Here is a 24,005-nt window from a genome sequence, read left to right as displayed (position 1 = left end):
GCGTGTATCAGGTTATCGCTCTTCAGGCGGCTTTTTTGACCTTGTTACGAATGGTATCCAAGGTACTCTTTACGGCGCCCAGGTAAGACTTCTGCATCCCTTCTGCAAATGCAGTCTCTTCCTCGCTGCCAGGCTTGGCACCAGGCAAGGAAAAATCGAACGTGAACCGCAGGTACAGTTCGCCGTTTTCTTCTTCGATGACGTTCTTGATGATGCCGCGCGCGTTGCCAGACAGGCGCACGAACTCGACTTGCTGCTCTTCGGTGAGAATGACCAACTCTTGCAGACGTTCGCCGTGTAGCAACACCTCACGAATGAAGCGATCGCCCTTGTCTTCGACGATGTTGCATTCCGTGATGGCCGCTACAAAAGGAACGGCATTTCGCGCTTTACTAACCAGGCCTTCCCAGACCTGGCTGCGGTTCAGGCGCACGCCGCCCGCGTCCGGTTCAGCGTTTACTTGGATACGACGACCTACATTAATCATGAAAGACTCCATTTACTTCTGAATTAGACCTGCTGCCGTTGGTGAATTATCAAGGCAGCCTTGGGCGACCGTTACCGGTCGGTGATACTCAAAATACAACGACCGCGAGCAGATCCATCACGTGATGAGGTAACCGCCGTCGACGGCCAGCGATGCACCGGTTACGAAACTCGCGTCATCCGACAGCAACCACAATGCCGCTTTGGCAATCTCTTCTGGTTGGCCGAGACGGCCGATGGGGTGGCGCTCCCGCAATGCCGAAAACTGCTTGGCGAAGTTCGGGTCTTGCGAGGCACGTACAATCATCGGCGTTTCGATGACCCCCGGCATGATCGCGTTAACGCGGATGCCTTGCGTGCCATAATCAACCGCAGCCGCCTTGGTCAAACCAATCACGCCGTGTTTGGCTGCTACATAATCAGCAGCGGCCGCAATTGCAACGGCGCCTAATGCAGATGCGGTGTTCACGATTGAACCACCCCCACTGTTGAGCATGGCGCGAACCTGATACTTCATGCAGTAGAAAACGCCCGTCAGGTCAATGCGAACAATGCGTTCCCATGCGGCAGAGGAGATCTCATGAAGCGGCAGGTTACTTTGCTCGACGCCGGCATTGTTGAACGCACCGTGAAGCTTGCCGAACCGAGTAACGACCTCCTCAACCGCAGCGGCAACAGCTTCTTCGTTCGTGATATCGCACACGATTGAGTAGGCCTTGCCGCCCGCCGACGTAATGGCGCTGTAGACCTCTTCAAGACCCGAAACATCGCGGTCTACCAATACAACCCTTGCGCCGGCCTCGGCAAAGGCCAATGCGGAGGCACGGCCAATGCCGCCTGATGCCCCGGTCAGCATGATGTTTCGGTCTTTTAGATCAGCCATGATGGAACACATCCTCGTTGTTTTTTTTCACTCTATTTTGAGTGACCAAGACGGACAATCCCGTAAAAACACCAAAGACTGTTGCGCGTATCCACCAATCAGCGCCGCGTCAGATCCAAAGCAACATCGACAATCATGTCTTCCTGGCCTCCAACCATTTTCCGGCGGCCCAACTCGACCAAAATGTCCACAGTACTGAGGCCGTACCGTTTGGCCGCTGCTTCTGCATGGCGAAGGAAGCTCGAGTAAACGCCCGCATAGCCAAGCGCCAGCGTCTCGCGGTCAACCCGCACCGGTCGATCCTGAAGGGGCCGGACGATGTCATCGGCAGCGTCCATCAGGGTGTAAAGGTCGGTACCATGATTCCAACCCAACCGCTCGGCGGCGGCGATGAAAACCTCCAACGGCGCGTTGCCGGCGCCAGCGCCCATTCCCGACAAACTTGCATCAACGCGATCACATCCCTCCTCCACCGCGACAATGGAGTTGGCCACACCCAAGCTGAGATTGTGGTGGGCATGGATACCAGTTTGCGTGTGCGGATCAAGCACGTCCTTCAGCGCTTTGAAGCGATCGCGCACATCAGTCATGTTCAGGGCGCCGCCCGAGTCGACTACATAAATGCAGTTGGCTCCATAGCTCTCCATCAATTTGCCTTGTTGCGCCAACCCTTGGGGCGTCTGCATGTGGCTCATCATCAGGAAACCCACAACATCCATGCCCAGCTTTCTGGCGTACTCGATGTGTTGACGAGAAACATCGGCCTCGGTGCAGTGGGTCGCAATGCGCGCACCGCGGGCACCCGCTGAATAGGCGTCCTTGAGGTCATGAATTGTCCCGATCCCGGGCAGCAGCAGTGTGGTGATCATCGCGTGGCGGGTCACGCTCGCCACCGTTTCGATGAGTTCCAGGTCACTGTGGGCAGCGAACCCATAGTTGAAGCTGGAGCCCTGCAAACCGTCGCCGTGGGCTACTTCGATGGAATCAACCCGAGCATCATCCAGGGCTTGGGCGATTTGCCGAGCGTGCTCAAGGCTGTACTGATGGCGAATGGCATGGCTACCGTCGCGCAGAGTCACGTCCGAGATGTAGATCTTTTTCTGCGTTGTCATGGGTTAGCCCTCCGCGCTCATGCGAGTACTTGCAATGCGCTCGGCGCAGGCCATGGCGGCCGAGGTCATAATGTCGAGGTTGCCGGCGTAAGCTGGCAGGTAGTGGGCGGCGCCCTCTACCTCCAGAAACACTGAGGTTTTCAGGCCACTGAGTTTACCCAGCCCCGGTACATTGACCGGGGCGTCTTCGGGAATGACTTCGAACTGAACCTTTTGCTTGAGCCGATAGCCCGGTACATAGCTCTGCACGCTGGCTACCATGTCTTCGATCGAGCGTTCGATCTCATCCTGACTCCCAGGCTCGGACAACACGAACACGGTGTCGCGCATGATCAGGGGTGGTTCGGCAGGATTGAGCACAATGATGGCTTTACCGCGCTGTGCACCGCCAAGCTTTTCAATCGCCTGGGAGGTGGTTTCGGTGAATTCGTCGATATTGGCTCGGGTGCCGGGACCTGCAGATTTGCTGCTGATCGAGGCGATGATCTCTGCGTAGTGCACCTTGGCCACCCGCGATACTGCAGCCACCATTGGGATAGTGGCTTGCCCGCCGCAGGTCACCATATTGATGTTTGGCGCATCCAGTTCGGCGTCCAGGTTGATCGCGGGGATGGTATAAGGGCCGATTGCCGCCGGCGTAAGGTCGATCACTTTGATGCCATGTTGCTGCAACACAGCGTTGTGGTGTGCATGTGCTCCGGCGCTGGTTGCATCGAAGACAATGCGGATATCTTTGAAATTAGGCAGTGCCAGCAGGCCCTCGATCCCACCGGCCGTGGTTGCTACACCCAGGCGATCAGCACGAGCCAGGCCGTCGGAGGCCGGATCGATACCGACCATTGCGGCCATCTTCAAGTGCTTGCCATTGCGCAGGATCTTGATCATCAGGTCGGTGCCGATATTGCCGGAACCGATAATTGCGACGCTGATTGGATTGCTCATTGTTGTTCTTTCCTCTCGTTGCACACAGCCTTGGGTCAGGCGTTACCGCGCCGGCGTTCGGCCAAGGTCTTGCCACCTGCGGCCCACTGCGTATCGGGGATTTCCTGCAACAACACGCGCACGCTGTCCACGGGCACTTCGAGACTGTGCGCGATGGCCTGGGTGACGCTCACCAGCAATGCATGCTTTTTCTCTTCACTGCGCCCTTCGGCGAGGTGGATCATGGCGATAGGCATGGTCGACTCCGAATCAACGTTGGCTGGAAGAAGTGAAACGCATGGAAACGCTGCCCAGGTGCTGGTAACGGACGGTGATATTGTCCCCAGCAGCAACGGCGATCGCCTCGGTAATGCCTCCGGTCATGATGAAGCAGCCAGCCGGCAGCTCACGTCCCTTGGCGCCCAGCATGTTCGCCAGCATTGCCACGCTTTGTGCCGGGTGGCCAAGTACCGCAGCGCCAGCGCCGGTGGCGACGACTTCGCCGTTCTTCTCCAGGACGACACCCAGGCACTTCAGGTCGATGCCCTGGACGCCGCTCATCTGGCCGCCGGTGACGAAACGTGCCGAGGATGTGTTGTCAGCAATGACGCTCTTGAGATCGAAGCGGAAGTTTTCGTAGCGCGAGTCGATGACCTCGACTGCCGGCAGAATGAAGTCAGTGGCCGCCAGCACATCACCGACGTGCACACCTGGGCCTTTAAGCGGATGCTTGAGCACAAAAGCGATCTCCGCTTCCACTTTCGGGTGGATCAGTCCATCTACATCGATGGCCGCGCCATCAAGGCATGAGCCGTAGTCGGTCAGGAAGCCGTGTATGGGGTCAGTCACGCCCATTTGTTTCATTTTGGCAAAAGAGGTCAGCCCCATCTTCAGGCCCGGAATGCGCACGCCGCGCGCCTCCTTGCGCTGACGGATCGCATCCTGAATCGCGTAGGCATCTTCCCAGTCCATGTCTGGGTGGGCGTCGGTGATCTTAGCTACCGCCTCACGCTTGAGTTCAGCGTTTTCCAAGTGCTCGGCGAGTTGGGCGATGGTGCTTGCAGAGAGATTCATAAAAGTTCCTTCAAACGAAACGGACAGAGGCGGAGCCGATGCCACCGAGAGATACACGCAATTGATCGCCAGGTTGAACCGGGACCATGGCGGCCAGTGAGCCGGAGAGAATCACCTCGCCCTTGTTGAGCCCGATACCCAGCTGCCCCAGTTTGTTGGCCAGCCACGCAACAGCATTCGCGGGGTGCCCCAGTGCAGCAGCGCCAGCCCCGGTCGCGACGACTTCACCATTTTTTTCCAGAGTCATGCCGACACAGGCCAGATCGACGTCACGCGGTGCGGCGCCCTGCCCGCCCAAGACGAACGCACCCGCAGAAGCGTTATCTGCAACGGTGTCCTGGATGCGGATCTTCCAGTCGCGAATGCGCGAATCGACGATTTCAAAACAGGGCATCACATAGGCGGTGGCTCGAAGCACATCGGCTACGGTGACGCCTGGACCGCGCAGGTCTTCTTTGAGTACGAAGGCAATTTCGCCTTCCGCCTTAGGGGCGATCAGGCCGTCCAGAGAGACCGCAGCGCCATCGACAAAAAGCATGTCCGAGAGCAGGTGGCCGAAGTCCGGTTGATCGACACCGAGCATGTCCATGACAACTTGGCTGGTGACGCCGATCTTCTTGCCGATGACCTTCTGGCCACCTTCGAGACGATGCTGAAGCATTGCTAGTTGAACTTGGTAAGCCTGCTCCAGGGTCATGTCGGGGTAGCGCTCGGTCAACGGCGCGACTGCTTGGCGCTCAGTAAGGGCCCGATGCAGCTGCAGGCCGAGCTGTTCGATTTCTTGCTTGTTCATGATGGCTCCTTACAGGCGCACGCAGACGTTGCGCAACTCGGTGTAGAACTCAAGCGAGTGAACGCCCCCTTCGCGGCCGATACCGGACTGCTTGGCCCCGCCGAAGGCGGTACGCAAATCGCGCAGGAACCACGAGTTGATCCAGCAGATACCCACATCGAGCGCGCTGCCCAGGCGATGAGCTACCTGCAGGTCGCGGGTCCACACACTGGCAGCCAAGCCATAGGGGGTGTCATTTGCCAGGCGGACCACTTCTTCTTCGGTATCGAATGGGGCGATGTGACACACCGGGCCGAAGATCTCTTCGCGGACCACGGCTGAGGTTTCTGCAAGGCCAGTCCAGATGGTCGGCTCAAACCAGGCGCCCTCGGCCAGGTGTTGCGGCACCTGAGCAATACCGCCGCCGTGGACCACCGTTGCGCCATCGGCAACGGCCTGGCGGCAGTAGGAAAGAATCTTCTCGCGATGGCCCAGCGAAATGACTGGCCCCATGTTGGTATCGGCCTGGTTGGGGTCGCCAACCTTGATACCCTCCGCGTGGGCCTTGAATGCCGCGACAAAGCGCTCGAACAACGGGCGCTGCACGTAGATACGCTCGGTACCCAGGCAGACCTGACCACTGTTCTCGAACACGGCACGGCCCAACCCTTTGACAGCTTTTTCAAGGTCCGCATCGGCGAAGACGATGCCGGCGTTCTTGCCACCCAGTTCCAACGATACCGGGCGGATACCATTGGCGGCCGCTTTCATGATGATCTCACCGGTGCCGGTTTCCCCGGTAAACGTCACACCGTCAACCTCAGGGTGAGCTGTCAGGAACGCACCGGCCGATTCACCGCCGAACCCATGCACGACGTTGTACACGCCAGGCGGCACACCTGCGTCATTCATCACTTCGGCTAGCAACGTGGCCGTTGCGGGTGTTTCTTCAGAAGGTTTCACCACCACGGTATTGCCACAGGCCAAAGCCGGGCCGACCTTCCAGGTCATGAGCAGCAACGGCAGGTTCCATGGGCAGACCACGGCGATCACGCCGCGTGGAGCGCGCACGGCATAGTTGACTGCCTTGCCACCATCGGGTGTGTCCATGACGAAGCTTTCGGTGGGCACATTCTTGATGAGGTCAGCGAATACCTTGAAATTGGCCGCCCCGCGCGGGATGTCCAAGTGACCAGCAAGCGCTCGTGGCTTACCGGTATCGGCGACTTCAGCCGCGACGAACTCGTCATGACGACGCTCGATGCCTTCCGCGACTTTGTGCAACAGCGCGGTCCTCTGCGCTACTGTCATGCTGCCCCAAGGGCCTTTCAAGGCGTTGCGCGCAGCGCGTACGGCAGCATCGACTTGCTCCTGGCTTGCCTCGTGGACCAATCCGACAAGGCTGTTGTCGGCCGGGTTACGGTTTTCAAACGTGCGGGCGCTGGACACCCACTCACCATTGATGAAATGGCGGAATTCTTTCGCAGGCATACGGTGTTCCTTCTTGTTAGAGAGAGGGGATGCGGTATTCGGGGTCAACTGCGGTGAGGTAGTCCCACATGCGCTCATAGATCCGGCCGGTGGTGACTGCCCGCTGGGCACATGCCTGTGCATCGAGCACCGGTCCCTCAGCGGCCAAGCCTGCACTGTGCAACTGCAACTCGATGCGCGCGGCATCTTCCAAGTACCAGGTCAAAGTCAAAGCTTCGACCAGCGATACGCCAGCGACGATGGCGCCGTTACCGCGCATCACAAGCGCGTTCCCCTGTCCGAACTGGTCAGCCAGGGCGCTGGCTTCTGCGTCATTGCGTAGCAACTGAGGGTCATCCCACAAAGGAATCGGTGCGCTGAAATAGCTGCCCATCCCGTGCCGTGGTTGGGGTGTCAGTCGGGCGCAGGACAACGCCATGACTTGGGCTGGCATGCTCCGGATCACTGCGCGGACATCGGGGCGGCGGCTGTAGATCTGCTGGTGGATACGGACCTCACCCAAGACACCTTCGGGCAAGTCCCCATGAATCGGCACCACGACGCCTGGTTCGCCTGCTCTGATAAGCCCCATGGGGCGTGCCGCGCACACCAGAAAATGCTCGTCATCCAGGCGAAGGCTGCAGTGCCCATAAGCATGCACCAGGCCAGCCCGCGCCAGCGCTCGCGCTGCCATGCGCACCTGCCGCTGCGCATCACCGCTGGGTATTGGATACTGATTCACGATTTGAACTCTGGAATGTCAGGTTTTGCGCCCCATGCGCAGAAGGATTCGTTCGTCGCCGAGAACTGCCGTGGCTGGTGGCTGGCATCCTTCTCCGCAGGGATGAGGCTGACGCCGGTCGAGTATTCGTAAGTCATGCCGTCCGGCCCTTCGAAATACAGGAACATCGCGCCTGAGGTCGGATGGCGCCCTGGGCCGAAGAGGATGCGAATCCCCCGGTCAACCAGGAAGTAATAGGCACGCATCAGATCATCAACCGACTCCACCTGATGGTTGATGTGCTGTACCCCGGCGTGGGACGACGGGAATAGCGCAATCTTGTGATGAACTTCATCGATGCGCAGCAGCGGCGCCTCGCCGATGCGATCGCTTACCCGGGCGTTCGCGAGCTGTGTCCAGAACAACTCGTCGCGCCGCGGATTCATCGTGCGCAAGCCGATATGGCTGAAGCCGGTGATGCCGGCATCTCGGCTCGGGAAATAGTTGCGGCCACTGGCATGGGGGCGCAGCACCAGCTCGATGTTGTTACCGCTAGGGTCTTTGAAACGAATGAAGTCGTCGACATAGCGCACTTCAGCGTGCTCACGCGAGCCGTGCTGAACTTTGAATTCGTTTCGCTCAAGCAGGACGGCTGCGTCCTCCAGATCCTGCGCGGTCCTCACCTCGAATGCGGTGGTGGTCTCGTGAGGATCGCCCTCGTAATAGCAGAGCGTGTGATCGCGGCTGTCGGACCGGAAGTAGATGGCGCCATGCGCTTCACGGACCACCTGCAGGCCCAGAATCTGAGTGGCGTAGCGCTTCGCATCATCCAGGTTGGCCGTCCCCAGCCTTACGTAACGAATATCGTGCAAGTTGATCATGAGGGTTGTCCTCTTATTGATTGTTGTCTGACAAGAATCTTCAGGCGCGACAGCCAATAAAAGAAGCAAATATTCTTTATTCCCACTATCCGATTTCGTTATACAAGCCCCGCATCTGGCTTTCTCTAGGCAAAAAAAAGCCCCGAATCCTGGGACCCGAGGCGCGATGCGTGAGATTAATCTTAATTGATCGCTTCTTGTCCTGGCAGCACGGCTTCGACTTTATGGCCTTCATCTGCCATTACAGGGTTCTTGGGCATAGCGATGACAAAGATGGCTGATATAACGTAGAAGCCTGCATAGACCATCAATCCAGCGGCCAGGCTGTAGAAGCTGGCAATGCCACTGAGGAGTATCGGCGCGAATGCCGCCAGTCCCCTACCCGCATTGAAACAGAATCCCGCTCCCAGTGTTCGCACGCGGATCGGGTACATTTCGCTGAAGTAAGAGCCGAACAACCCAGCGAACACCATGAAGAAAGCATAGCCCGCACCAATCCAGATGAGCCATTGCGCCTCCGGCGTGTAAACGTACACAACGGCCATCAGCGATGTGAGCAGCAGCGATATGACAATGGTCAGCCGCTTACCGATACGGTCCGCTACGAAGCCGAACACGTTCAACCCGACAAAATTACCCAAATGCAGTATCGCCATGAAGCTGGTCATAGCCGCCAAGCCCAGCCCCTTGTCTTGCATGAGGTATGTGGGCAGCCATGTACTCACACCCCACGAACCCAGCAAGGCGAAGCTCGCTGCACATGAGCCGAACAGCGTGTAGCGAAGCAGCCCCGGTGCGAAAATCTCCCGCACGGAGATACGGGTTGCGACTTCAGCGGTTGAGCGCCTTTGTGCCTGCCACGCAGGTGACTCAGGTATGAGGAAGTACACATACAGGATGGGCAAGAGCACCGAGACGCCTGATAGCAGAAACATAGAACGCCATTCAGGCAACATGAACTTCGCTGCCAAAGCGGCGACGATGGCCCCTATTGGAAATGCGCTGATCACGAACGAGATCGCGCGCGCCCGTTGTTTAGGTGGCCAGGTCTCGACGATGTAAGCTGAGAGAATGGTCCAAACCCCACCGAGCCCCAAGCCGGATACGAATCTCAGTGCCATCAGCACGTAAAGCTCGTGAGCCTGTGCAAAGAAGCAGGTCAGCACGCCAAAAATAGCCAACGATGCGAGTAACGCGTTGCGGCGGCCAAAATTGTCGGAGTACCAGCCGGTCACCACCCCGCTCACGCCGATGCCCAATAGCGTCGCACTGGCCATGGCGCCTGCCTCGTTGAGGCTGAATCCCAGATCCTGACGGATGACCGGGAGCGCCACGGTCAGCAGAATAATTTCCATTGCGTCGAACAGATAGGCAATGAAACCGCCGATCAATACATGCCACTTGGATATACCAGTCATGATTTCACCTGATTGTAGTTTTAGTACAGTGATATTCATTGAATGACTGTCGCTTTGCTTTGCGCGATCCTTGCAGCAAACGACATTCAGAATCGGTAAACGGCTTGCATCCAGATACGATCACCCGAAGCCCGATTCTCCACCTGCGTTTCATGTTGCCACTTCATGACGAAACCGAACTCGGGGGTTTGGTACTTCAACGCAGGACCGATAGCGGCCACTTGACCCCGATTGCCATCCAGGTAGGTATGCCCGTCTTTTTCGTCATCGCTGACCTGTTTGTAGAGATAGCCGTTTAGCCCAAGCTGCCATTCGCGGGTAATGTTGTAGCCAATGTTGTAGTCGGCATTGAACTCATGACCGGAACGATAATCAGTATCTTTGTTCTCTCCGTTGATCATGTAAATCAGCTTTGCGCTGACTTCGAGATTTTCCAGCGGATAGGCCGTAAAGGAATACCAGGGGCCATAGGCCCAGGTGTTCCTGCCAGGGTTGAACAAGCGGTCTTTGTCGTAGGAACCCACCGGCACAAACACATCCAGCCCGAACAGCTGATGGTAACGAGGGGAGCTCCAGCCCAGCACGAATGGCACGACGGTGAGGTCGCCGACGCCCTCCTGATGGTCACTGCGCCTGACGCGGCCTGCCGGTGTATCGACATTGAAACTGATATCGCCTTTGACCAGTGGCAAGGCGACGCGACTGGCAAGTTTGGCACCGAGAAATGAAACGTCCTGGTAGACATAATCGACACGAATCGAAAGTGCCTGGATATTCAAGTCGAAGTCATGAATGCCGGCTTTTCTATCGCCGTCGCCGTCGAGGGTTCGGTTCGCCCGATAATCCGAAAGATAGAAGAATTCGGTAAATCCGGGCGGTGGCATCTTGCCGGCGCCCACCGTGTTAACACCGAGAGGATAAGAACTACCACCCCCTTCAGTGGCGTAAGACATCGAGGTGAAAAGTAGCGTGACACACAGGCACGCTGCACGGCTGGCCGTGACGTTTGGTTTGCTCATCTCATGGTCCACTTTTATTGTTGTATTGCGGTAGAGATCTTCAAGTTTTCAGGCCAAGTTACCTCAGCCGCGGCTAAACGATCGGGTGCTAGGGCGCACGCCGATCATTCAGCAAGTTGCAAACATGTATAATAAATCAACGAATCGGGTAGTTCGTTCTTGAGGTTTCAGCGGATAGTAGTTACCAACTCGCCCAACCCTTCGATACACACCTTCAACACATCGCCGCGCTCGAGGAAGGTATGGCTTTCCATACCCACCCCGGCGGGCGTGCCGGTGAGCAGTACGTCCCCTGGGAACAGGTCGATGGTCTGGCTGAGATAAGAGATCTGCTCAGCGACGCCGTACATGTGGTTGCGGGTGTTGGAGTCCTGCACCCAGACGCCGTTGCGCGACAGTTTGATATCCAGGTTCTCAGGGTCTTTCACGAACTGTGCCGGCGTAAGGTAAGGCCCCAATGGGCATGACCCGGTGAAGCATTTGTGCCCGATCCAGTCGAAACGAAACGGCGAACTGGCATCGACCTGCTCGCGGCGAAGGCGATCGCGTGCCGATAGGTCATTGGCGCAGGTATACCCGGCCACATACTCAAGTGCTTCCTCGACGGAAACGCGCGAGGCGCGCTTGCCGATGACGACCGCCAGTTCAGCCTCCCAATCCAGCATCCGCACACCTGTCGGGAACTCCACCGACTGCTTGTGGGCAACCAGGCAGCCACGCCCAGGCTTGATGAAGTGCCATGGCGCGATGCCTTCGCTGCGTGGGTCCAGCGACAACTTCATGTTGAACGCCCGCGCCATAGCCTCCACGTGGTCACGGTAGTTAGCGCCCGCCGCATAAATGGTGCCGGGCCGAGCCAGGAACGGGGCAAACTCCAGAGACTCAAGGTCCAGGCGATAGGCCTCATGGAGCGCTGGAGCGCCGAAAACCGTTTCGGCCAGCGCATGCAACTGGGCATTGGTTGAAGTCCAGTCATCAAGCAGCGCATCCAGCGAAGCCGTCGGGATCTCAACCCCGGCATTGGCAGCCAGGCGAGCCAGATCATAAGCGTACTCACCCACCAGTAGGCCGGTTGCATGGGCTTGGACGTCATTGTGAAATGCAAAGAGCTGATACTTCATTGGACCACCATCACAAAAGCGAATAGCGTTGATCGGAGAAACTGACGTGGACGGTCAAACCACCTTCCATCAGCAGCCATTTACGTATCTCCACCTCATAAAGTCCGTTGGCAATGAACGGATCTGATTGGACGATGCGCAGGGCTTCGGCTTCATCAGCGGCGCGCAGAATGCTCATACCTCCCAGCTCACCCGGTGATGCTTGCGCCGAGACGAAAGGGCCAGATGCAAACAGTTCGCCACGTTGCTCGGCAACAATGGCCCACTTCAAGTGAGCTTCCAGCAACTCCGCCAACCGGGTGAGATCGCGCGGCTTGCGGAGCACCACGAACAGCGGCTTTTTCAACATGCCAGCCAGAAGTTCCTGAGCCGATGAGTTACTCATCGCGTGCCGCCTCGAAGTTTTGGATGAACGCTTCAGGTGGAGGGTTGGTTGCCCATACCGCAATCACATCCTGAGGGTCGCCATCGAAAGCATCCCATTCGCTGTCGTCTTCCGGGATCACGTCGATGTCCCAGAAGTACTCAACCATACTGTTCCAAGGGTCGCGAATGTAGTGGAAGTAGTTGGAACCGGCCACATGACGCCCCAGGCCGAACGCGCTCTCGTAGCCAAGACTCATCAGGTGCTTGGCACCGAGCTGGATTTCGTCGAGATCGGTCACTTCGAAACTCAGGTGGTGCAGGCCACTATGGCTGCTCTTGGCCAGGCCCAGGACGTGGTGATCGCCGCCACAGCCGCAGCGCAGGAACGCAATCTTGTCCCCGGCACGGTCAGAGACTTTCATCCCCAGCACGCGGGTGTAGAACTCGATGGAACGGTTCACGTCGGGGGTGAACTTGATCAGATGACCGAGGCGCAGCGGTGTCACCCGACGCAGTTTGGAGGTTGGAGTACAGCCGCGCTCACCGATACGACGATAGCGACCCGGGGTATTCAGCTCCGGGGTTTCCAGCGGTTGTGCAGGCATCGAGCCGGCTTCGTTGACATGTACCCAGTCACCGGCTGGATCACGGAACCAGATCCCGTCCTGACCAATATCAAACGGCGCCGGGTGAATCACTACCCCATGAAAACTCAGGTTCTCGCGAATAGCCTGCAGGCCCTCAGCGTCGGTGCCGAATGAGATGTAGCTTAAGTGCTTCTGGATGCCGGGCATCAGCCGCACCTGGTCTTGGGCGCGTCCTTTGCAACGCATCACGACGTGTTGCCCAGCGATACGCGCTTCGAGGCCGACTGCCTCATAGAACGAACGGCCCACTTCCAGATCCGGAATGGTCATGCCTACGTGTTGAAGAGAGCGAATCATCGGTGAGGCTCCTCTTAGCGAATGGGAGAGAACGGTGCGGCGCTGAGCAGCTCGACCTGTTGCGCTTCTACCATGTGGGCGTTCTTGCCGAGGAAAGCGCGCCATTTAGGGTCGTTGGAAAGCGCTGCGCGTCGCTGGGCGCGGTCTTCAAAGCTGGCGTAGCCCCACAGCTGGATGACCCGGTTGATGTCTCCGGTCTCAGGCTTGAAGTAGCCGATCAGGTTGCCCAAGGCTTCGCTTTGGATCGGCAGACCTTCCTCTTGATACGCGCGTAGGAACTCGTGCATCGCGCCAGGCTTGAGTTGGTAGGTACGTTGTTCAATCAGCATGATGTTTTCTCTTTTTTGGAATTGGCCAAGGAATCGGCCTCGATCAGCTTGATCACTGCCGAAATATCTTCTTCACCGATGCCCTCTTCGATCGCCCGCACAAAATAGGGCTTCGCGGCGTTGAACAAGGGCGCAGCACAACCGAGCCCATCAGAAAGCTCGCTGGCCATATCGATGTACTTTTCCAGGGTTACGAACGGGCCGGGCGCTGGCACGAAAAGACGCTCGGCCATCATGGGGGCGCGCGCGTTGAACATCGTCGAGCCGCCTGCGCTTTGGCGGATCACATCAACGACTTGTTGGGGATCGAAACCGGCCTTCACGCCAAGGTTCAGCGCCTCTGCAGCAGCCAGGGTATGGATAGCTACCAGGTAATTGGCGATCAGTTTCATCGCCACTGCGCTACCAAATTCGCCGATGTGGAACTGAATATCAGCGATGGCATTGAGCACAGGCTTACAGTGCGCCACCAACTCCGCATCACCACCCAGGAACAATGAGGCCTTGCGATGCAGCACCATGGAAGGAGTACCACTGACTTCGGCTTCGAGCACACGCGCTCCGCGTTGCGAGATACGCTGGGCGATACGTTGCTTGAACGTTTTGCAGTACGTACCGATTTCAATCAGCGTGTGCTGCGACCCCATGGATTCAAGCAGACCTTCAGGGCCTTCCATGATGCCGACATGGGCGACTTCACTTGGCAAGCAGGTGAGGATGATATTTGCCTGCTGGGCCACAGCCGCCGGGCTGTCGAGGGCAATGCCCCCTTGGCTGATGAAGGCTTCGCGGTCTCGGCGCCGGTATCCGACTACACGAAACCCCGCAGCAAGCAAGTTGGTTGCGATAGGAAGGCCAAGCTGGCCGATTCCTACCATACCGATGGTTGTCACAGGCATTTGAAGCCTCTCTTGTATTGTTTTTGTTTTGTCCAGAGCTTGTCGCTCGGCTTAGCGCTAAGCTAGGCGCAGCAGAATTCTGGAGCAAACAGCCTCCGTGATGTTTAAGTAGTAGCCAGCGCTATAGATGGGGATTCAGGGGGACTGATGTGTGATCTGCGTAAGCCGAATGCCTGAGTTGGAGATAACCTGGCATTGGTAATTGGGAACATTTAATGCGTCATCGATACGGCCGACTAAGCTCGGACAACAAGCAAGGATCGGCCAGTCGTAGGCGTGTCTTTCTCTCGAATGCGCCGCGGGCGCTCAGGTGCCTTCCAGCTTTTCTCGCAAGTACTCGATAAAGCGTTGGGTTTTGGCAGGCAGCAGCCGGGTTTCTGTTAATGCGTACACGGATACCGGAGTCGCTTGCCACTGTGGCAGCACCCGTTGCAAAACGCCCGCCTCGACATCTGGATCAGCAATACCGGCAGGCAGGAGTGCAATGCCAAGATCCAGAGACGCAAGTCGTCGCAACATCCCCACACTGTTCAGCTCAAAGCGGCCACCCACCTGAACAAGCTCAACAGTACCCTCACTGGTCAAGGTCCACTTGTCCGAGCTCGTCCCAGACATCCGCAGGCATTCGTGATGCACAAGCTCCGCTGGATCGCGGGGCTCACCGGAAACACCTAGGTATTGAGGCGAGGCGTAAAGGCCGCGTTGCAGGGTGGCGAGTTTTCGCGCGATCAGGTTGGAGTTGGCCGGCTCGCCCATCCGAATGACGACATCCACAGGGTCACTGACCAAATCGACCTGCCGAGGTGTGAGGTCGAAATCAAAGGTGATGCCTGGATACAGTCGCGCAAAATCCGCAATCAACGGTGCCAGGTAAATGTTGGCGAAGTCCACTGGCAACGAGGCACGCAACAGACCGCTGGGCCTGGCAAGCAGCTCACCCAACTGCTCATGCGCCAGCCTGGCCTCGTCGACAATGCGCTTGCACCGATCGAAGTAAAGCTGACCCGCCTCAGTCAGCTCGATCTTGCGCGTGGTGCGATGGAGCAGGCGCAACCCTATTTGCTTCTCCAGGCTGGTGATACGCCTTGAAAGCGTCGAGCTTGGCATGTTCATGGACTCCGCTGCGCCTCGAAAGCTGCGCATCTTCACGACCTCGACGAATAGTGCCATGTCGTTCAGGTATTCCACTCATTGCTCCAAAAATGGATCAGTCATTTCAATTTAGCCGGATTTATCCCGGCAGCGGATTGATTGATGATAACCCCATCACCGCAAAGGAGCACTTTAATGAACTCTCTTTTTTCCGAAGTCCAGGTAGGCCGCTACACCCTGCCCAACCGCACGGTCATGGCCCCCATGACCCGTTCGCGTGCAGACGATGCTGGCGTCCCTTCCGATCTCGTCGCCACTTACTATGAACAACGCGCCAGCGCCGGCCTGATCATCTCCGAAGGTGTTTTCCCGGTTGCGCTGGGTAAAGGTTATGTGCGCACCCCTGGCATTGAAACCGATGAGCAGGTAGCGGCGTGGAAAAAGGTCGCTGAAGCCGTTCACGCCCGTGGCGGCCGTATCTTCATGCAACTGATGCACTGTGGCCGTGTTTCTCACCCGTCACTGCTGAACGACGGCGCCCAGCCACAGGCACCATCAGCCATCAAGGCCGCAGGTCAGACCTATACCGCTACCGGCCTGCAAGACTTCGTAATCCCGCATGCTTTGAGCATCGTCGAAATCGCCGGCGTCGTGGAAGGTTACCGCCAGGCTGCTCGTCGGGCGATCGAGGCTGGCTTCGACGGCGTGGAGTTGCATGCAGCATCGGGATATTTGCCGGAGCAATTCCTGTCCAGCGGCAGCAACCAGCGCGATGACGAATACGGTGGTTCTGTTGAAAACCGTGTTCGCTTCGTTCTCGAAGTACTTGCCGCGATGGTTGATGAAGTAGGCGGCGACCGCGTGGGTATCAAGATTTCTCCGGAAATGAACTTCAACGATATCGTCGACGCCAACCCGCAAGAGACCTACACCTACCTGGTAAAGCAACTGCGATCGTTCAACCTGGCTTACCTGCACGTCGCGCTGTTTGGTGCTGAGTTCGACTACCACAGCGCACTGCGGCCGCTCTTCAAAGGGAGCTACCTGATCGGCAGTGGCTTGAACAAAGAAAGCGCCGAAGCGCTTATTTCCGGCGGCAAAGCGGATGCGGCTGTGTTTGGTGGTGCTTTCCTGGCCAACCCTGATCTGCCAGAGCGTCTGCGTGTAGACGCCGAGCTCAACGTGCCGGATAAAAATACCTTCTACGCGCCTGGCGCAGAGGGCTACATCGACTACCCAACCATGACCCAAGGGGCCTGAGGAGCGCCACCATGCTACCCACCGCACGCCTGCAGCGTATGAATCATGGAAGCCAGTTCCGAGCGTTCAGCCTTCGTGGCGATCAGTTTGCGAAACCGATCGATCCGTTTCTGGGCGTGGATCATGCCTGGATCAGCGGGCCGACCTTCCCACCGCATCCACATGCGGGTTTCTCTGCAGTGTCGTACCTGTTCCTGGACTCGGAAACGGGGATCGACAACCGGGACTCACTGGGCAATCGCAATTTGATTCAACCCGGTGGCCTGCACTGGACAGCGGCGGGTAGCGGCGTGGTGCATGAAGAAGTGCCAGCAGAGCCAGGCAAGACCGTGCACATGCTGCAAATTTTCATCAATCTGCCAGAGGACAAACAAGCGCAGGCTCCTCATGCCTTCAGCCTGGAAGCGCGCGAGGTACCCGCTGTACGCCTGCCGGGGGTGAAAGTCCGTGTGCCACTCGGGGCCTTCGGCGAGATCGCTTCCCCCCTGTCGTTGCCCACCGATGTCCGATTGCTGGACATCCTGCTGGAAGCGGGCAGCGAAATAGAAATTCCAATCCCGGTCGGACACGTAGCGTTCGTCGTACCGATTGATGGTGAGGTGACCGTGGATGGCCAGCCATTCAGTCTGCTTGACCCAAAAGCCCCAGTGAATCTGCCCCAAGGACCAAAGCGGGTTGTCACGGTGCAAGCAAAAAACGGCGCCGCAAAAGCAGTGGTTTTTTCAGGTGCACCGCTGAACCAGCCCGTTCATTGGCAAGGCCCAATGGCGCTGGCGTCACCAGGTGCACTGAGCGAAGCCGTGCAGCGCTACCAACGCGGGTTGTTCGGCAGCCTGCGAACCCGATAAGCCAACTATCGTCCCCATACTTAGCGAGAAAATCATCATGAGTCACGAAAACTTCAATGCTGCTAACGCTGCCCTGCTCCTGATCGATCATCAGGTTGGCACCATGGGGTGGGCCAAATCCATGCCCTTCGATGAGCTGAAACGTAATGCGCTGATGCTTGCAAAGGCGGCGCGTATTCTCAAGCTGCCGGTCGTGCTCACCTCCAGCATGGAGGAGCACGCGCAAGGGCCGCTTCTGAGTGAACTGGAAGAAATCCTCCCGGCCGAGTTTGCGGGGCGCATCAAGCGCTTGGGGATCGTCAACGCGATGGACGATGAACATTTTGCCGCAGCGGTCAAAGCCACTGGTCGCAAGAAACTCATCATTGCCGGCGTGACCAATGATGTCTGCACCGTCTACCCGGCACTTTCTCTGGTTCGTGACGGCTTCGAGGTACAGGTTGTCGCCGACGCAGGTGCGTCGCCAACCGCAATGGCTGATGACATCGCGCTCCGTCGGATGGACAAGGCAGGGGTAACGCTGACCACCACCAACCAGTTGATTGCCGAACTGGCCGGCAGTTGGGCAACGCCTGAGGGCGGTGAATTGGTACAGGTGCTCATGGAGTCGTTCGGCAGCTGAGTGCCCCCAGTGACAGTCCCCCTCAAGGCGTTCACCGCCTTGACGGGGTACTCCTTCCCCCACAGCGAACCTCAAGCTCATGACAACCCACCAGGAAGACCTCATCATCGTTGGCGGTTCCTTGGCGGGCCTTACGCTCGCTTTGGCTTTTGCAGCGAGGAACCTGCCAGTACGTGTGCTAGAGCGGTCAGCGGGCCACAGGGTCGGAGGCGACAGTCTGACCGTTGACCTTTCATTGCTCGCCAAGACAGTTGGTCATGACCCCAGACAGCCCCCCAGCCTGCCGGTGGTCCCCGCCTACCGTGACTTGACGACGTGGTCTGCCCTGTACGGATGGCTGCGAGATAGAGTGCTGGCCTCGCCCTCGATTACACTGGAAGAAGGTGTCACCGTGGCGGGTGTTCATATTCATGGGGAGAAGGCTGCCATCACACTTGCTGATGGGAAGCAGCGAATAGCCTCGGCAGTGTTTGGCGCGGATGGGTACCGCAGTGTTGTGCGCCAGAGCATCGCGCCACAGGCTCCATTCGCTCGCTATGCCGGGTACCTCGTTTGGCGTGGTTTGGTCGATGAAGACCGTCTTCTGCAACCTGTTGCCTGGCCCTCGACTGGGGGGCTGTGGATCGACTTCGTGGATGGGTATCGACTGGTCGCAGCCACGTTACCTGGGCGTGATGGCTCAATCGAACCTGGCCGCCGGCAAATCACATTTGCCTGGTTTGATGCTCATCAGCAAGCGCTGCTTCAGGAGACCGGTTGCCTGACCGTCGATGGATTCATTGAGGGTACCCTTGGCAGAGGAACTATCAGCCAAACGCTAAAACATAACTTGCTCGACCGCGTGCCGCGCGTTTGGCCTGCGCTCTGGCAAGAGGCTGTGATGCTAGGGATCGCGTCAGCAGATTCGTTGAGTGGCGCGCCGATTGCCGAATACCTGCCCCAGCGATTGGTCAATGGCCCATTGGCCATATTGGGCGATGCCGCCCATGTGTTATCGCCAATGACCGGCCGAGGCTTCCTCACCGCGGTGGAGGATGCAGCGCTGTTGGCCCAGTTGCTTGCCGAAAAGAAGCCCGATGAGGCGATGAGTGCCGTGCTCGCGGGTTACGAAGCAACTCGTATGCCCTTCATTCGGGGGTTGGTCACCCATTCGATGCGGCTCAGTGCTGAATATCGGCGCGTAGCGTCAGGTGCTTAACTGCCACTGGCCAGCCGCAAATTGATTGCATAGCGGAGATAATCTATGGCGTTTTCCTATCTTTTGCCAATCCGCTACGCCCTGCTTGTTTCCAGCCTCGGCGCGGTGGCAGGCACTACCTTCTCAGTGATGGCGATCCTCACCCTCGGCGACATTGGTGGTGGGCTGTCAGTGAGCAGCGATGACGCTGCATGGTTGAACACGCTATACAACGTGGGCGCGATCTGCGGATTGCCTATCATCATGACAATGGCAGCGTCCTTGGGCAGAGGTCGAGCGATGCTGATCGCAGGGCTGTTCTACACCCTCAGTTCGATCGCCGTTGCCGTTTCCCCTTTCTACGAATGGGCCTTGGTTACACGCTTCATCCACGGCTTCTTCGGCGGAATGCTCCCTGTGCTCATGATGCAATTGGTCATGACCAGCCTGTTTCCCGGGCGTGGCCAGCTCGAAGGCATGACCCTGTTCGCGCTGGCCACGTCCATCGGTACGGGCATAGCGGCATCCATCGGTGGCTATCTGCTCACCGAATTCGGTTGGCGAGGACTGTTCTGGATACAGGCATTGGTTGGTGGCGTCTATACCTTGCTGGCGTTGAGGGTTCTGCCTGATGAGCGCGGCGACCTCGAATACCTCAGCACTAAGGACTGGCCGAGCTATGCCTTTCTGGCTGCAGGATTGAGCGGTCTGATGGTGGTGATGGCAGAGGGCGAGCGCCGCTTCTGGCTGGAAACCTGGTGGATTCCCGCGCTGCTACTGAGCAGCCTGGTTGGCCTCGTTTATGGTGCACATTCATTGTGGATTGCTCAGCGCCCGCTGCTGGTTCTGAAGATCTTCAGAAAGCCAACCTTCACCTGGGCGATCATTCTGTCGTTCATCTTCCGCTTCGGTACCTTGCTTACCGTATGGATCGCCCCGCAGTACTTGGCGCGTATGCAAGGTTTCAAAGCGCTGCAGACAGGGGAACTGTTGCTGGCGATGGTGCCAAGTACATTACTGGGTTTCATACTGGCTTATTGGTTAGTGCGGCGCGTGGACGCCCGTGTAGCGCTGTCCCTTGGATTGCTGATCTTCGCACTTGCCGCTGCGCTGTGCAGCGATCTGGCGCCCGATTGGGCGCTGGATGAATTTCGCACGCCCATAGTGCTGGTCGGCTTCGGCCAGGCTTTCGTTCAGGTGGCCCTGCTTCGATACGCTGTTTTTGGGGTCGGTAAGGAAGAAGGGCCGACGTGCGGCATCATCTTTAACTTGGCCAGGCTCTACGCGCTTTTAGGTGGCCTTGGAGGTCTATGGCATCTGGTCACAGAGCGCGAGAAATACCACTACACACGCATAGCTGAAGCCCTCGGCAACACTGATCCACTGACCACTCAGCGTATTGCCGAGAGTCAGTCGCTCTATACACGATTTGTCACCGATGCTGCGGCTACTCACGGCACTGCGCTGGGCAAGCTGTCCGACAGTGCAATGAACCAGGCTTATACCTTGGCTTATGGCGACGCCTTTCTAGTCACCACGCTGGTGATGTTCGTGGGCGCCATCCTCGTGTGGGCTTTGCCTACCCTCCCCTCAGCGGCACCGCCAGCTACGCCTCCCGTTCAACCTGCTAAACCCGAGACCGCCACATGAATGCAACTCCCGATAATGAACAGAAGCCGGCGGCGCGCTGGGCCAGTGGCCGCAGAATACTGATTGCAGCGGTGCTCGCTAATGCCTGCTTGGTCGCCGTAGCATTCGCCTATGCGCAATGGCATCAGAGGGTCGACTTCGAGAGCACCGATAACGCCTACATCAAAGGCAATCTGACCTACGTGTCACCGAAGGTCAGTGGTTACGTAACTGCCGTCGAAACGGAAAACAACCGCAAGGTCGCGCCGGGGGATGTACTGGTCCGTATCGACCCGTCGGACTACCAGGTAGCGGTCCAGACTGCGGTGGCCTCGGTTGCACAACAGCATGCATCACTGGTGCAACTGGACCAACAGCAACGCTTACAGCAAGCTCAGATCAAGGTTTCGGAAGCAGGCGTAACATCGGCACAAGCGTCCTTGAGCGAAACATCAGCCGACTTCAAGCGCGCACAAGCGTTGGTGGCGCAGGGGGCGATCAGCCAACAAGAGTTCGACCAGTCAAAAGCTGCCTGGACACGAGCGCGTGCAGCCCTCGCGCAAAATCAATCGCAAGTCGACTATGCCCAACAACAAATGGAAGTGCTGCGCGCCGAGCGCACCGTCATCGATGCCCAGTTGAAGTCTGCACAAGCGACATTGCAGCGGGCAAACAATGATCTGGCGTGGACTCAGATCAGAGCGCCCCGTGAAGGACTGGTAGCCGCGCGTAATGTTCGCTTGGGCGAATATGTGACAGCAGGCACCAGGCTCATGGCAATTGCACCGACGCGTGATTTGTGGATCGAGGCTAATCTGCGCGAAACCCAGCTGGCGCGAATGCGCCAGGGTGACCGCGTACAGGTCCAAGTGGATGCCGTGCCAGATCAGACGTACTGCGGGTATGTGGAAAGCATTTCAGGGGCAAGTGGATCTGAGTTCGCAGTCATACCACCCGACAATGCTTCAGGAAACTTCACTAAAATTGTACGCCGCTTCCCCGTCCGCATCCTGTTAGATGCAGACCAACCAGGTTTGCAACGCTTGGGAGTGGGCATGTCAGTTGAACCGCGCGTTGCGCTGGGTTCATACGTAGATGGAGAAGCGAGAGCCGGTTTGCTCTCGCGGATCTTCCTAGGATCGTTCAGGTGCGATCGTAAGGAGGAGGCAACCGACTGATCAACATGCACCTCCGGCCAGGGAGGGCGGGAAAAGCATGAATGCTGAAGCGCTAAAGCAATTATGGCATTTCCGGCAATTTCCTCGATCCGCTGATTGATCAGGTCGATCACATCGCGGCCTGACACCATCAAACGCATACGCACCTCCTCAGCTCTCACTTTGTTAGTGAAAGTACCAAACCCTACCAGCGCAAGCTTCGTCGCCACACACATCAGAAGGTTGGTGTGATAGATCGGTGCACCCTGCTCGCGAGCAGCGTCAAACACCATGGCTCCGGTATCCTTGAGGAACAGCTCATCCTGTCGAGGCCCTAGTAGTCGATGGCATCACGCAGCCGATTGGGCCACTATATCGAGTACATCGTGATGTACTACAAGCAAGCTGACTATGATTACTATGCTCCGCAAGCCCAAATCTAACGCCATAACCGAGGCGCTAACCGCTATCACCTGGCAGCTGATAGCGTCTAATAAGCCACAGGTTATCCGAACCTATTGCAGCGTTGAGCAATATGAAATTGACAGAGCCGATACAGATGCTCTCGTCCCTGCCGCTGGTGCTGGCAGAGCTGGCTGACAACACCTGGGCCGCTGCTGAAGCATCATCACGGCCGGCACCGCAGCCAATACCGTACGCAGCTATCAGAGCGCCCTCGCATTCTCGGCGGCGTGGCTGCGTTTGCGCTATTGCCGGTCGCTTGGCGATGGCGCGCTGCCGCCCGAGGTTGCGGTGCAGTTCATCGTGGACCACCTAGCCAGGCCTGATACTACCGGCGGTTGGACACACCTGCTGCCGCCGGCCGTCGACGCCGCGTTGGTGGCGGCCAAAGTCAAGGGAAAGCTGGGGCCACTGTCGTTCAGCACCGCCAACCACCGCTCGGCAGTTTGGGCTAAATGGGATCGCCTGCAACACTGGGAAAACCCAAGTGTGGCTCCAGCGGTGAAGGCTCTACTGCGTGAGACACGCAAGGCTCAGGCGCGCCAAGGCTTATCCGTGCGGAAGAAAACCGCAGTGGAATTGGAGCCGCTGCAGGCGATGCTCGCCACCTGCAATGACGGCGTGCGTGGCACGCGCCCTGCTGTAGCTGGCCTGGAGCGGCGGTGGCCGGCGCCGCTCGGAAATCGTGGGTTTACAGATCGGAGACCTGCGCCGCCTAGACGTCGACACCTGGCTTTATACACTCGAGGCAACCAAAACCGATAGTAGCGGCGTACGGCGGGAAAAGCCGCTTTAGGGACTGGCGGCTCCGGCGCTGAACGTATGGCTTCCTGTAGCACCGGCCTGCGAGGGTCCGCTATTTCACCGCTTGTACAAAGGGGGCCGGTTCGCGGCTAATGGTCTGTCCGGTGACCAGGTCGCGCGCATCGTTAAACGTCGCGCGGCACTGGCCGGCGTTGACTGCGACTGGGCGGCGTACAGCCTACGCTCAGGATTCGTCACTGAGGCTGTAAGACAGGGCGTGCCGCTTGATGAAGTCATGGCGATAACTGAACACCGTAGCATCAGCACGGTGATGGGCTACTTCCAGGCAGGCTCTCTGCTGGGCAGCCGTGCTAGCCAACTGTATCCAGCACCAACTCCAGAGGACGACGATAAACAAATGCCAGTAACCGAGTGAGCTTACGCTTCGCACCCCGTCCCACTCCCGCGGCTCCAAGGGGGTTCGCTTTTAGGTCTGGCGCCAAGCTGATTAGTCGGGTTGGCGTCACAAACGCTTACAGCCTGAATAGGCAAACCCGACCGGCGAGAGGCCGGTCTCCGGCACCTGCTTCGCAATAAT

The 24,005-nt window shown here is 57.9% G+C and carries 24 protein-coding genes and 2 pseudogenes; 7 read left to right on the top strand and 19 right to left on the bottom strand.

The window, feature by feature from the left end; all coding sequences use genetic code 11:
• Positions 1–22: 22 nt before the first annotated feature.
• The 18 genes from AC5PZ0_RS11625 to AC5PZ0_RS11540 form a co-directional block, all read right to left on the bottom strand.
• Positions 23–487, bottom strand: a complete 465-nt coding sequence (locus AC5PZ0_RS11625; protein WP_493854986.1) for an SRPBCC family protein — start codon at positions 485–487, stop codon at positions 23–25.
• Between the two features lie 117 nt (positions 488–604).
• Positions 605–1,369: an SDR family NAD(P)-dependent oxidoreductase gene (locus AC5PZ0_RS11620; RefSeq protein WP_410952941.1), complete on the bottom strand. Its 765-nt coding sequence runs from the start codon at positions 1,367–1,369 to the stop codon at positions 605–607.
• 98 nt (positions 1,370–1,467) lie between these two features.
• Complete coding sequence (gene dmpG / locus AC5PZ0_RS11615; RefSeq protein ID WP_410952942.1) at positions 1,468–2,481, bottom strand: 4-hydroxy-2-oxovalerate aldolase; 1,014 nt, start codon at positions 2,479–2,481, stop codon at positions 1,468–1,470.
• 3 nt (positions 2,482–2,484) lie between these two features.
• The gene (locus tag AC5PZ0_RS11610; protein ID WP_410952943.1) at positions 2,485–3,423 is read right to left on the bottom strand and encodes an acetaldehyde dehydrogenase (acetylating); all 939 of its coding nucleotides are present in this window, start codon (positions 3,421–3,423) and stop codon (positions 2,485–2,487) included.
• 35 nt (positions 3,424–3,458) lie between these two features.
• The gene (locus AC5PZ0_RS11605; RefSeq protein ID WP_019470811.1) at positions 3,459–3,659 is read right to left on the bottom strand and encodes a 2-hydroxymuconate tautomerase family protein; all 201 of its coding nucleotides are present in this window, start codon (positions 3,657–3,659) and stop codon (positions 3,459–3,461) included.
• Positions 3,660–3,672: 13 nt separating this feature from the next.
• Positions 3,673–4,476: a 2-oxo-3-hexenedioate decarboxylase gene (gene dmpH, locus AC5PZ0_RS11600; RefSeq protein WP_410952944.1), complete on the bottom strand. Its 804-nt coding sequence runs from the start codon at positions 4,474–4,476 to the stop codon at positions 3,673–3,675.
• Positions 4,477–4,486: 10 nt separating this feature from the next.
• Entirely contained in the window at positions 4,487–5,269 is a 783-nt protein-coding gene (gene dmpE / locus AC5PZ0_RS11595; protein ID WP_493854985.1) for a 2-oxopent-4-enoate hydratase, read from the bottom strand.
• A 9-nt stretch (positions 5,270–5,278) separates the two neighbouring features.
• A complete protein-coding gene (locus AC5PZ0_RS11590; protein WP_493854984.1) occupies positions 5,279–6,739 on the bottom strand; it encodes a 2-hydroxymuconic semialdehyde dehydrogenase in 1,461 nt (486 codons plus the stop codon).
• Positions 6,740–6,755: 16 nt separating this feature from the next.
• Positions 6,756–7,412: a class II aldolase/adducin family protein gene (locus tag AC5PZ0_RS11585; protein WP_493855081.1), complete on the bottom strand. Its 657-nt coding sequence runs from the start codon at positions 7,410–7,412 to the stop codon at positions 6,756–6,758.
• A gap of 44 nt (positions 7,413–7,456) precedes the next feature.
• Positions 7,457–8,320 (bottom strand): VOC family protein, encoded by an 864-nt coding sequence (locus AC5PZ0_RS11580; RefSeq protein WP_410952947.1) that lies wholly within the window; start codon positions 8,318–8,320, stop codon positions 7,457–7,459.
• 182 nt (positions 8,321–8,502) lie between these two features.
• A complete protein-coding gene (locus AC5PZ0_RS11575) occupies positions 8,503–9,738 on the bottom strand; it encodes an MFS transporter (protein WP_493854983.1) in 1,236 nt (411 codons plus the stop codon).
• An 86-nt stretch (positions 9,739–9,824) separates the two neighbouring features.
• The gene (locus AC5PZ0_RS11570; protein WP_493854982.1) at positions 9,825–10,757 is read right to left on the bottom strand and encodes a SphA family protein; all 933 of its coding nucleotides are present in this window, start codon (positions 10,755–10,757) and stop codon (positions 9,825–9,827) included.
• Positions 10,758–10,924: 167 nt separating this feature from the next.
• Entirely contained in the window at positions 10,925–11,878 is a 954-nt protein-coding gene (locus AC5PZ0_RS11565; RefSeq protein ID WP_493854981.1) for a fumarylacetoacetate hydrolase family protein, read from the bottom strand.
• A gap of 10 nt (positions 11,879–11,888) precedes the next feature.
• Positions 11,889–12,263, bottom strand: coding sequence for a YciI family protein (locus tag AC5PZ0_RS11560; RefSeq protein ID WP_410952951.1), 375 nt, complete (start codon positions 12,261–12,263; stop codon positions 11,889–11,891).
• Positions 12,256–13,188: a VOC family protein gene (locus tag AC5PZ0_RS11555; protein WP_493854980.1), complete on the bottom strand. Its 933-nt coding sequence runs from the start codon at positions 13,186–13,188 to the stop codon at positions 12,256–12,258. Before AC5PZ0_RS11555 ends, AC5PZ0_RS11560 begins: the two co-directional genes overlap by 8 nt.
• A 14-nt stretch (positions 13,189–13,202) precedes the next feature.
• Entirely contained in the window at positions 13,203–13,517 is a 315-nt protein-coding gene (locus AC5PZ0_RS11550; RefSeq protein WP_410952953.1) for an NIPSNAP family protein, read from the bottom strand.
• A complete protein-coding gene (locus AC5PZ0_RS11545; RefSeq protein WP_493854979.1) occupies positions 13,511–14,416 on the bottom strand; it encodes an NAD(P)-dependent oxidoreductase in 906 nt (301 codons plus the stop codon). The genes AC5PZ0_RS11550 and AC5PZ0_RS11545 overlap by 7 nt, the downstream gene beginning before the upstream one ends.
• A gap of 306 nt (positions 14,417–14,722) precedes the next feature.
• Positions 14,723–15,604: a LysR family transcriptional regulator gene (locus AC5PZ0_RS11540; RefSeq protein ID WP_433735197.1), complete on the bottom strand. Its 882-nt coding sequence runs from the start codon at positions 15,602–15,604 to the stop codon at positions 14,723–14,725.
• Between the two features lie 99 nt (positions 15,605–15,703).
• Between AC5PZ0_RS11540 and AC5PZ0_RS11535 the strand changes: the two genes are divergently transcribed.
• The 6 genes from AC5PZ0_RS11535 to AC5PZ0_RS11510 all read left to right on the top strand — a co-directional run bounded on the left by AC5PZ0_RS11535 (position 15,704) and on the right by AC5PZ0_RS11510 (position 22,222).
• The gene (locus tag AC5PZ0_RS11535) at positions 15,704–16,768 is read left to right on the top strand and encodes an alkene reductase (protein ID WP_433735196.1); all 1,065 of its coding nucleotides are present in this window, start codon (positions 15,704–15,706) and stop codon (positions 16,766–16,768) included.
• Between the two features lie 11 nt (positions 16,769–16,779).
• On the top strand, positions 16,780–17,616 hold the full coding sequence (locus AC5PZ0_RS11530; RefSeq protein WP_433735195.1) for a pirin family protein: 837 nt from the start codon (positions 16,780–16,782) through the stop codon (positions 17,614–17,616).
• A 37-nt stretch (positions 17,617–17,653) separates the two neighbouring features.
• On the top strand, positions 17,654–18,238 hold the full coding sequence (locus AC5PZ0_RS11525) for an isochorismatase family protein (RefSeq protein ID WP_433735194.1): 585 nt from the start codon (positions 17,654–17,656) through the stop codon (positions 18,236–18,238).
• Between the two features lie 349 nt (positions 18,239–18,587).
• Positions 18,588–19,436, top strand: coding sequence for an FAD-dependent monooxygenase (locus AC5PZ0_RS11520; protein ID WP_493854978.1), 849 nt, complete (start codon positions 18,588–18,590; stop codon positions 19,434–19,436).
• A 45-nt stretch (positions 19,437–19,481) separates the two neighbouring features.
• Complete coding sequence (locus AC5PZ0_RS11515; RefSeq protein WP_493854977.1) at positions 19,482–21,065, top strand: MFS transporter; 1,584 nt, start codon at positions 19,482–19,484, stop codon at positions 21,063–21,065.
• Entirely contained in the window at positions 21,062–22,222 is a 1,161-nt protein-coding gene (locus AC5PZ0_RS11510) for an HlyD family secretion protein (RefSeq protein WP_493854976.1), read from the top strand. Before AC5PZ0_RS11515 ends, AC5PZ0_RS11510 begins: the two co-directional genes overlap by 4 nt.
• A 122-nt stretch (positions 22,223–22,344) precedes the next feature.
• On the opposite strand, the pseudogene AC5PZ0_RS11505 reads toward AC5PZ0_RS11510, so the two are convergent.
• Positions 22,345–22,437, bottom strand: a pseudogene (locus tag AC5PZ0_RS11505) (hypothetical protein); the annotation flags it as partial.
• Positions 22,438–22,736: 299 nt separating this feature from the next.
• Between AC5PZ0_RS11505 and AC5PZ0_RS11500 the strand changes: the two are divergent.
• A pseudogene (locus tag AC5PZ0_RS11500) lies at positions 22,737–23,843 on the top strand (tyrosine-type recombinase/integrase).
• The last annotated feature ends 162 nt before the right edge of the window (positions 23,844–24,005 follow it).

This window comes from Pseudomonas sp. 5.2, assembly GCF_059025405.1.
Note: the sequence above shows the minus strand (reverse complement) of the source record. Positions and strands in the feature narration are given on the sequence as shown.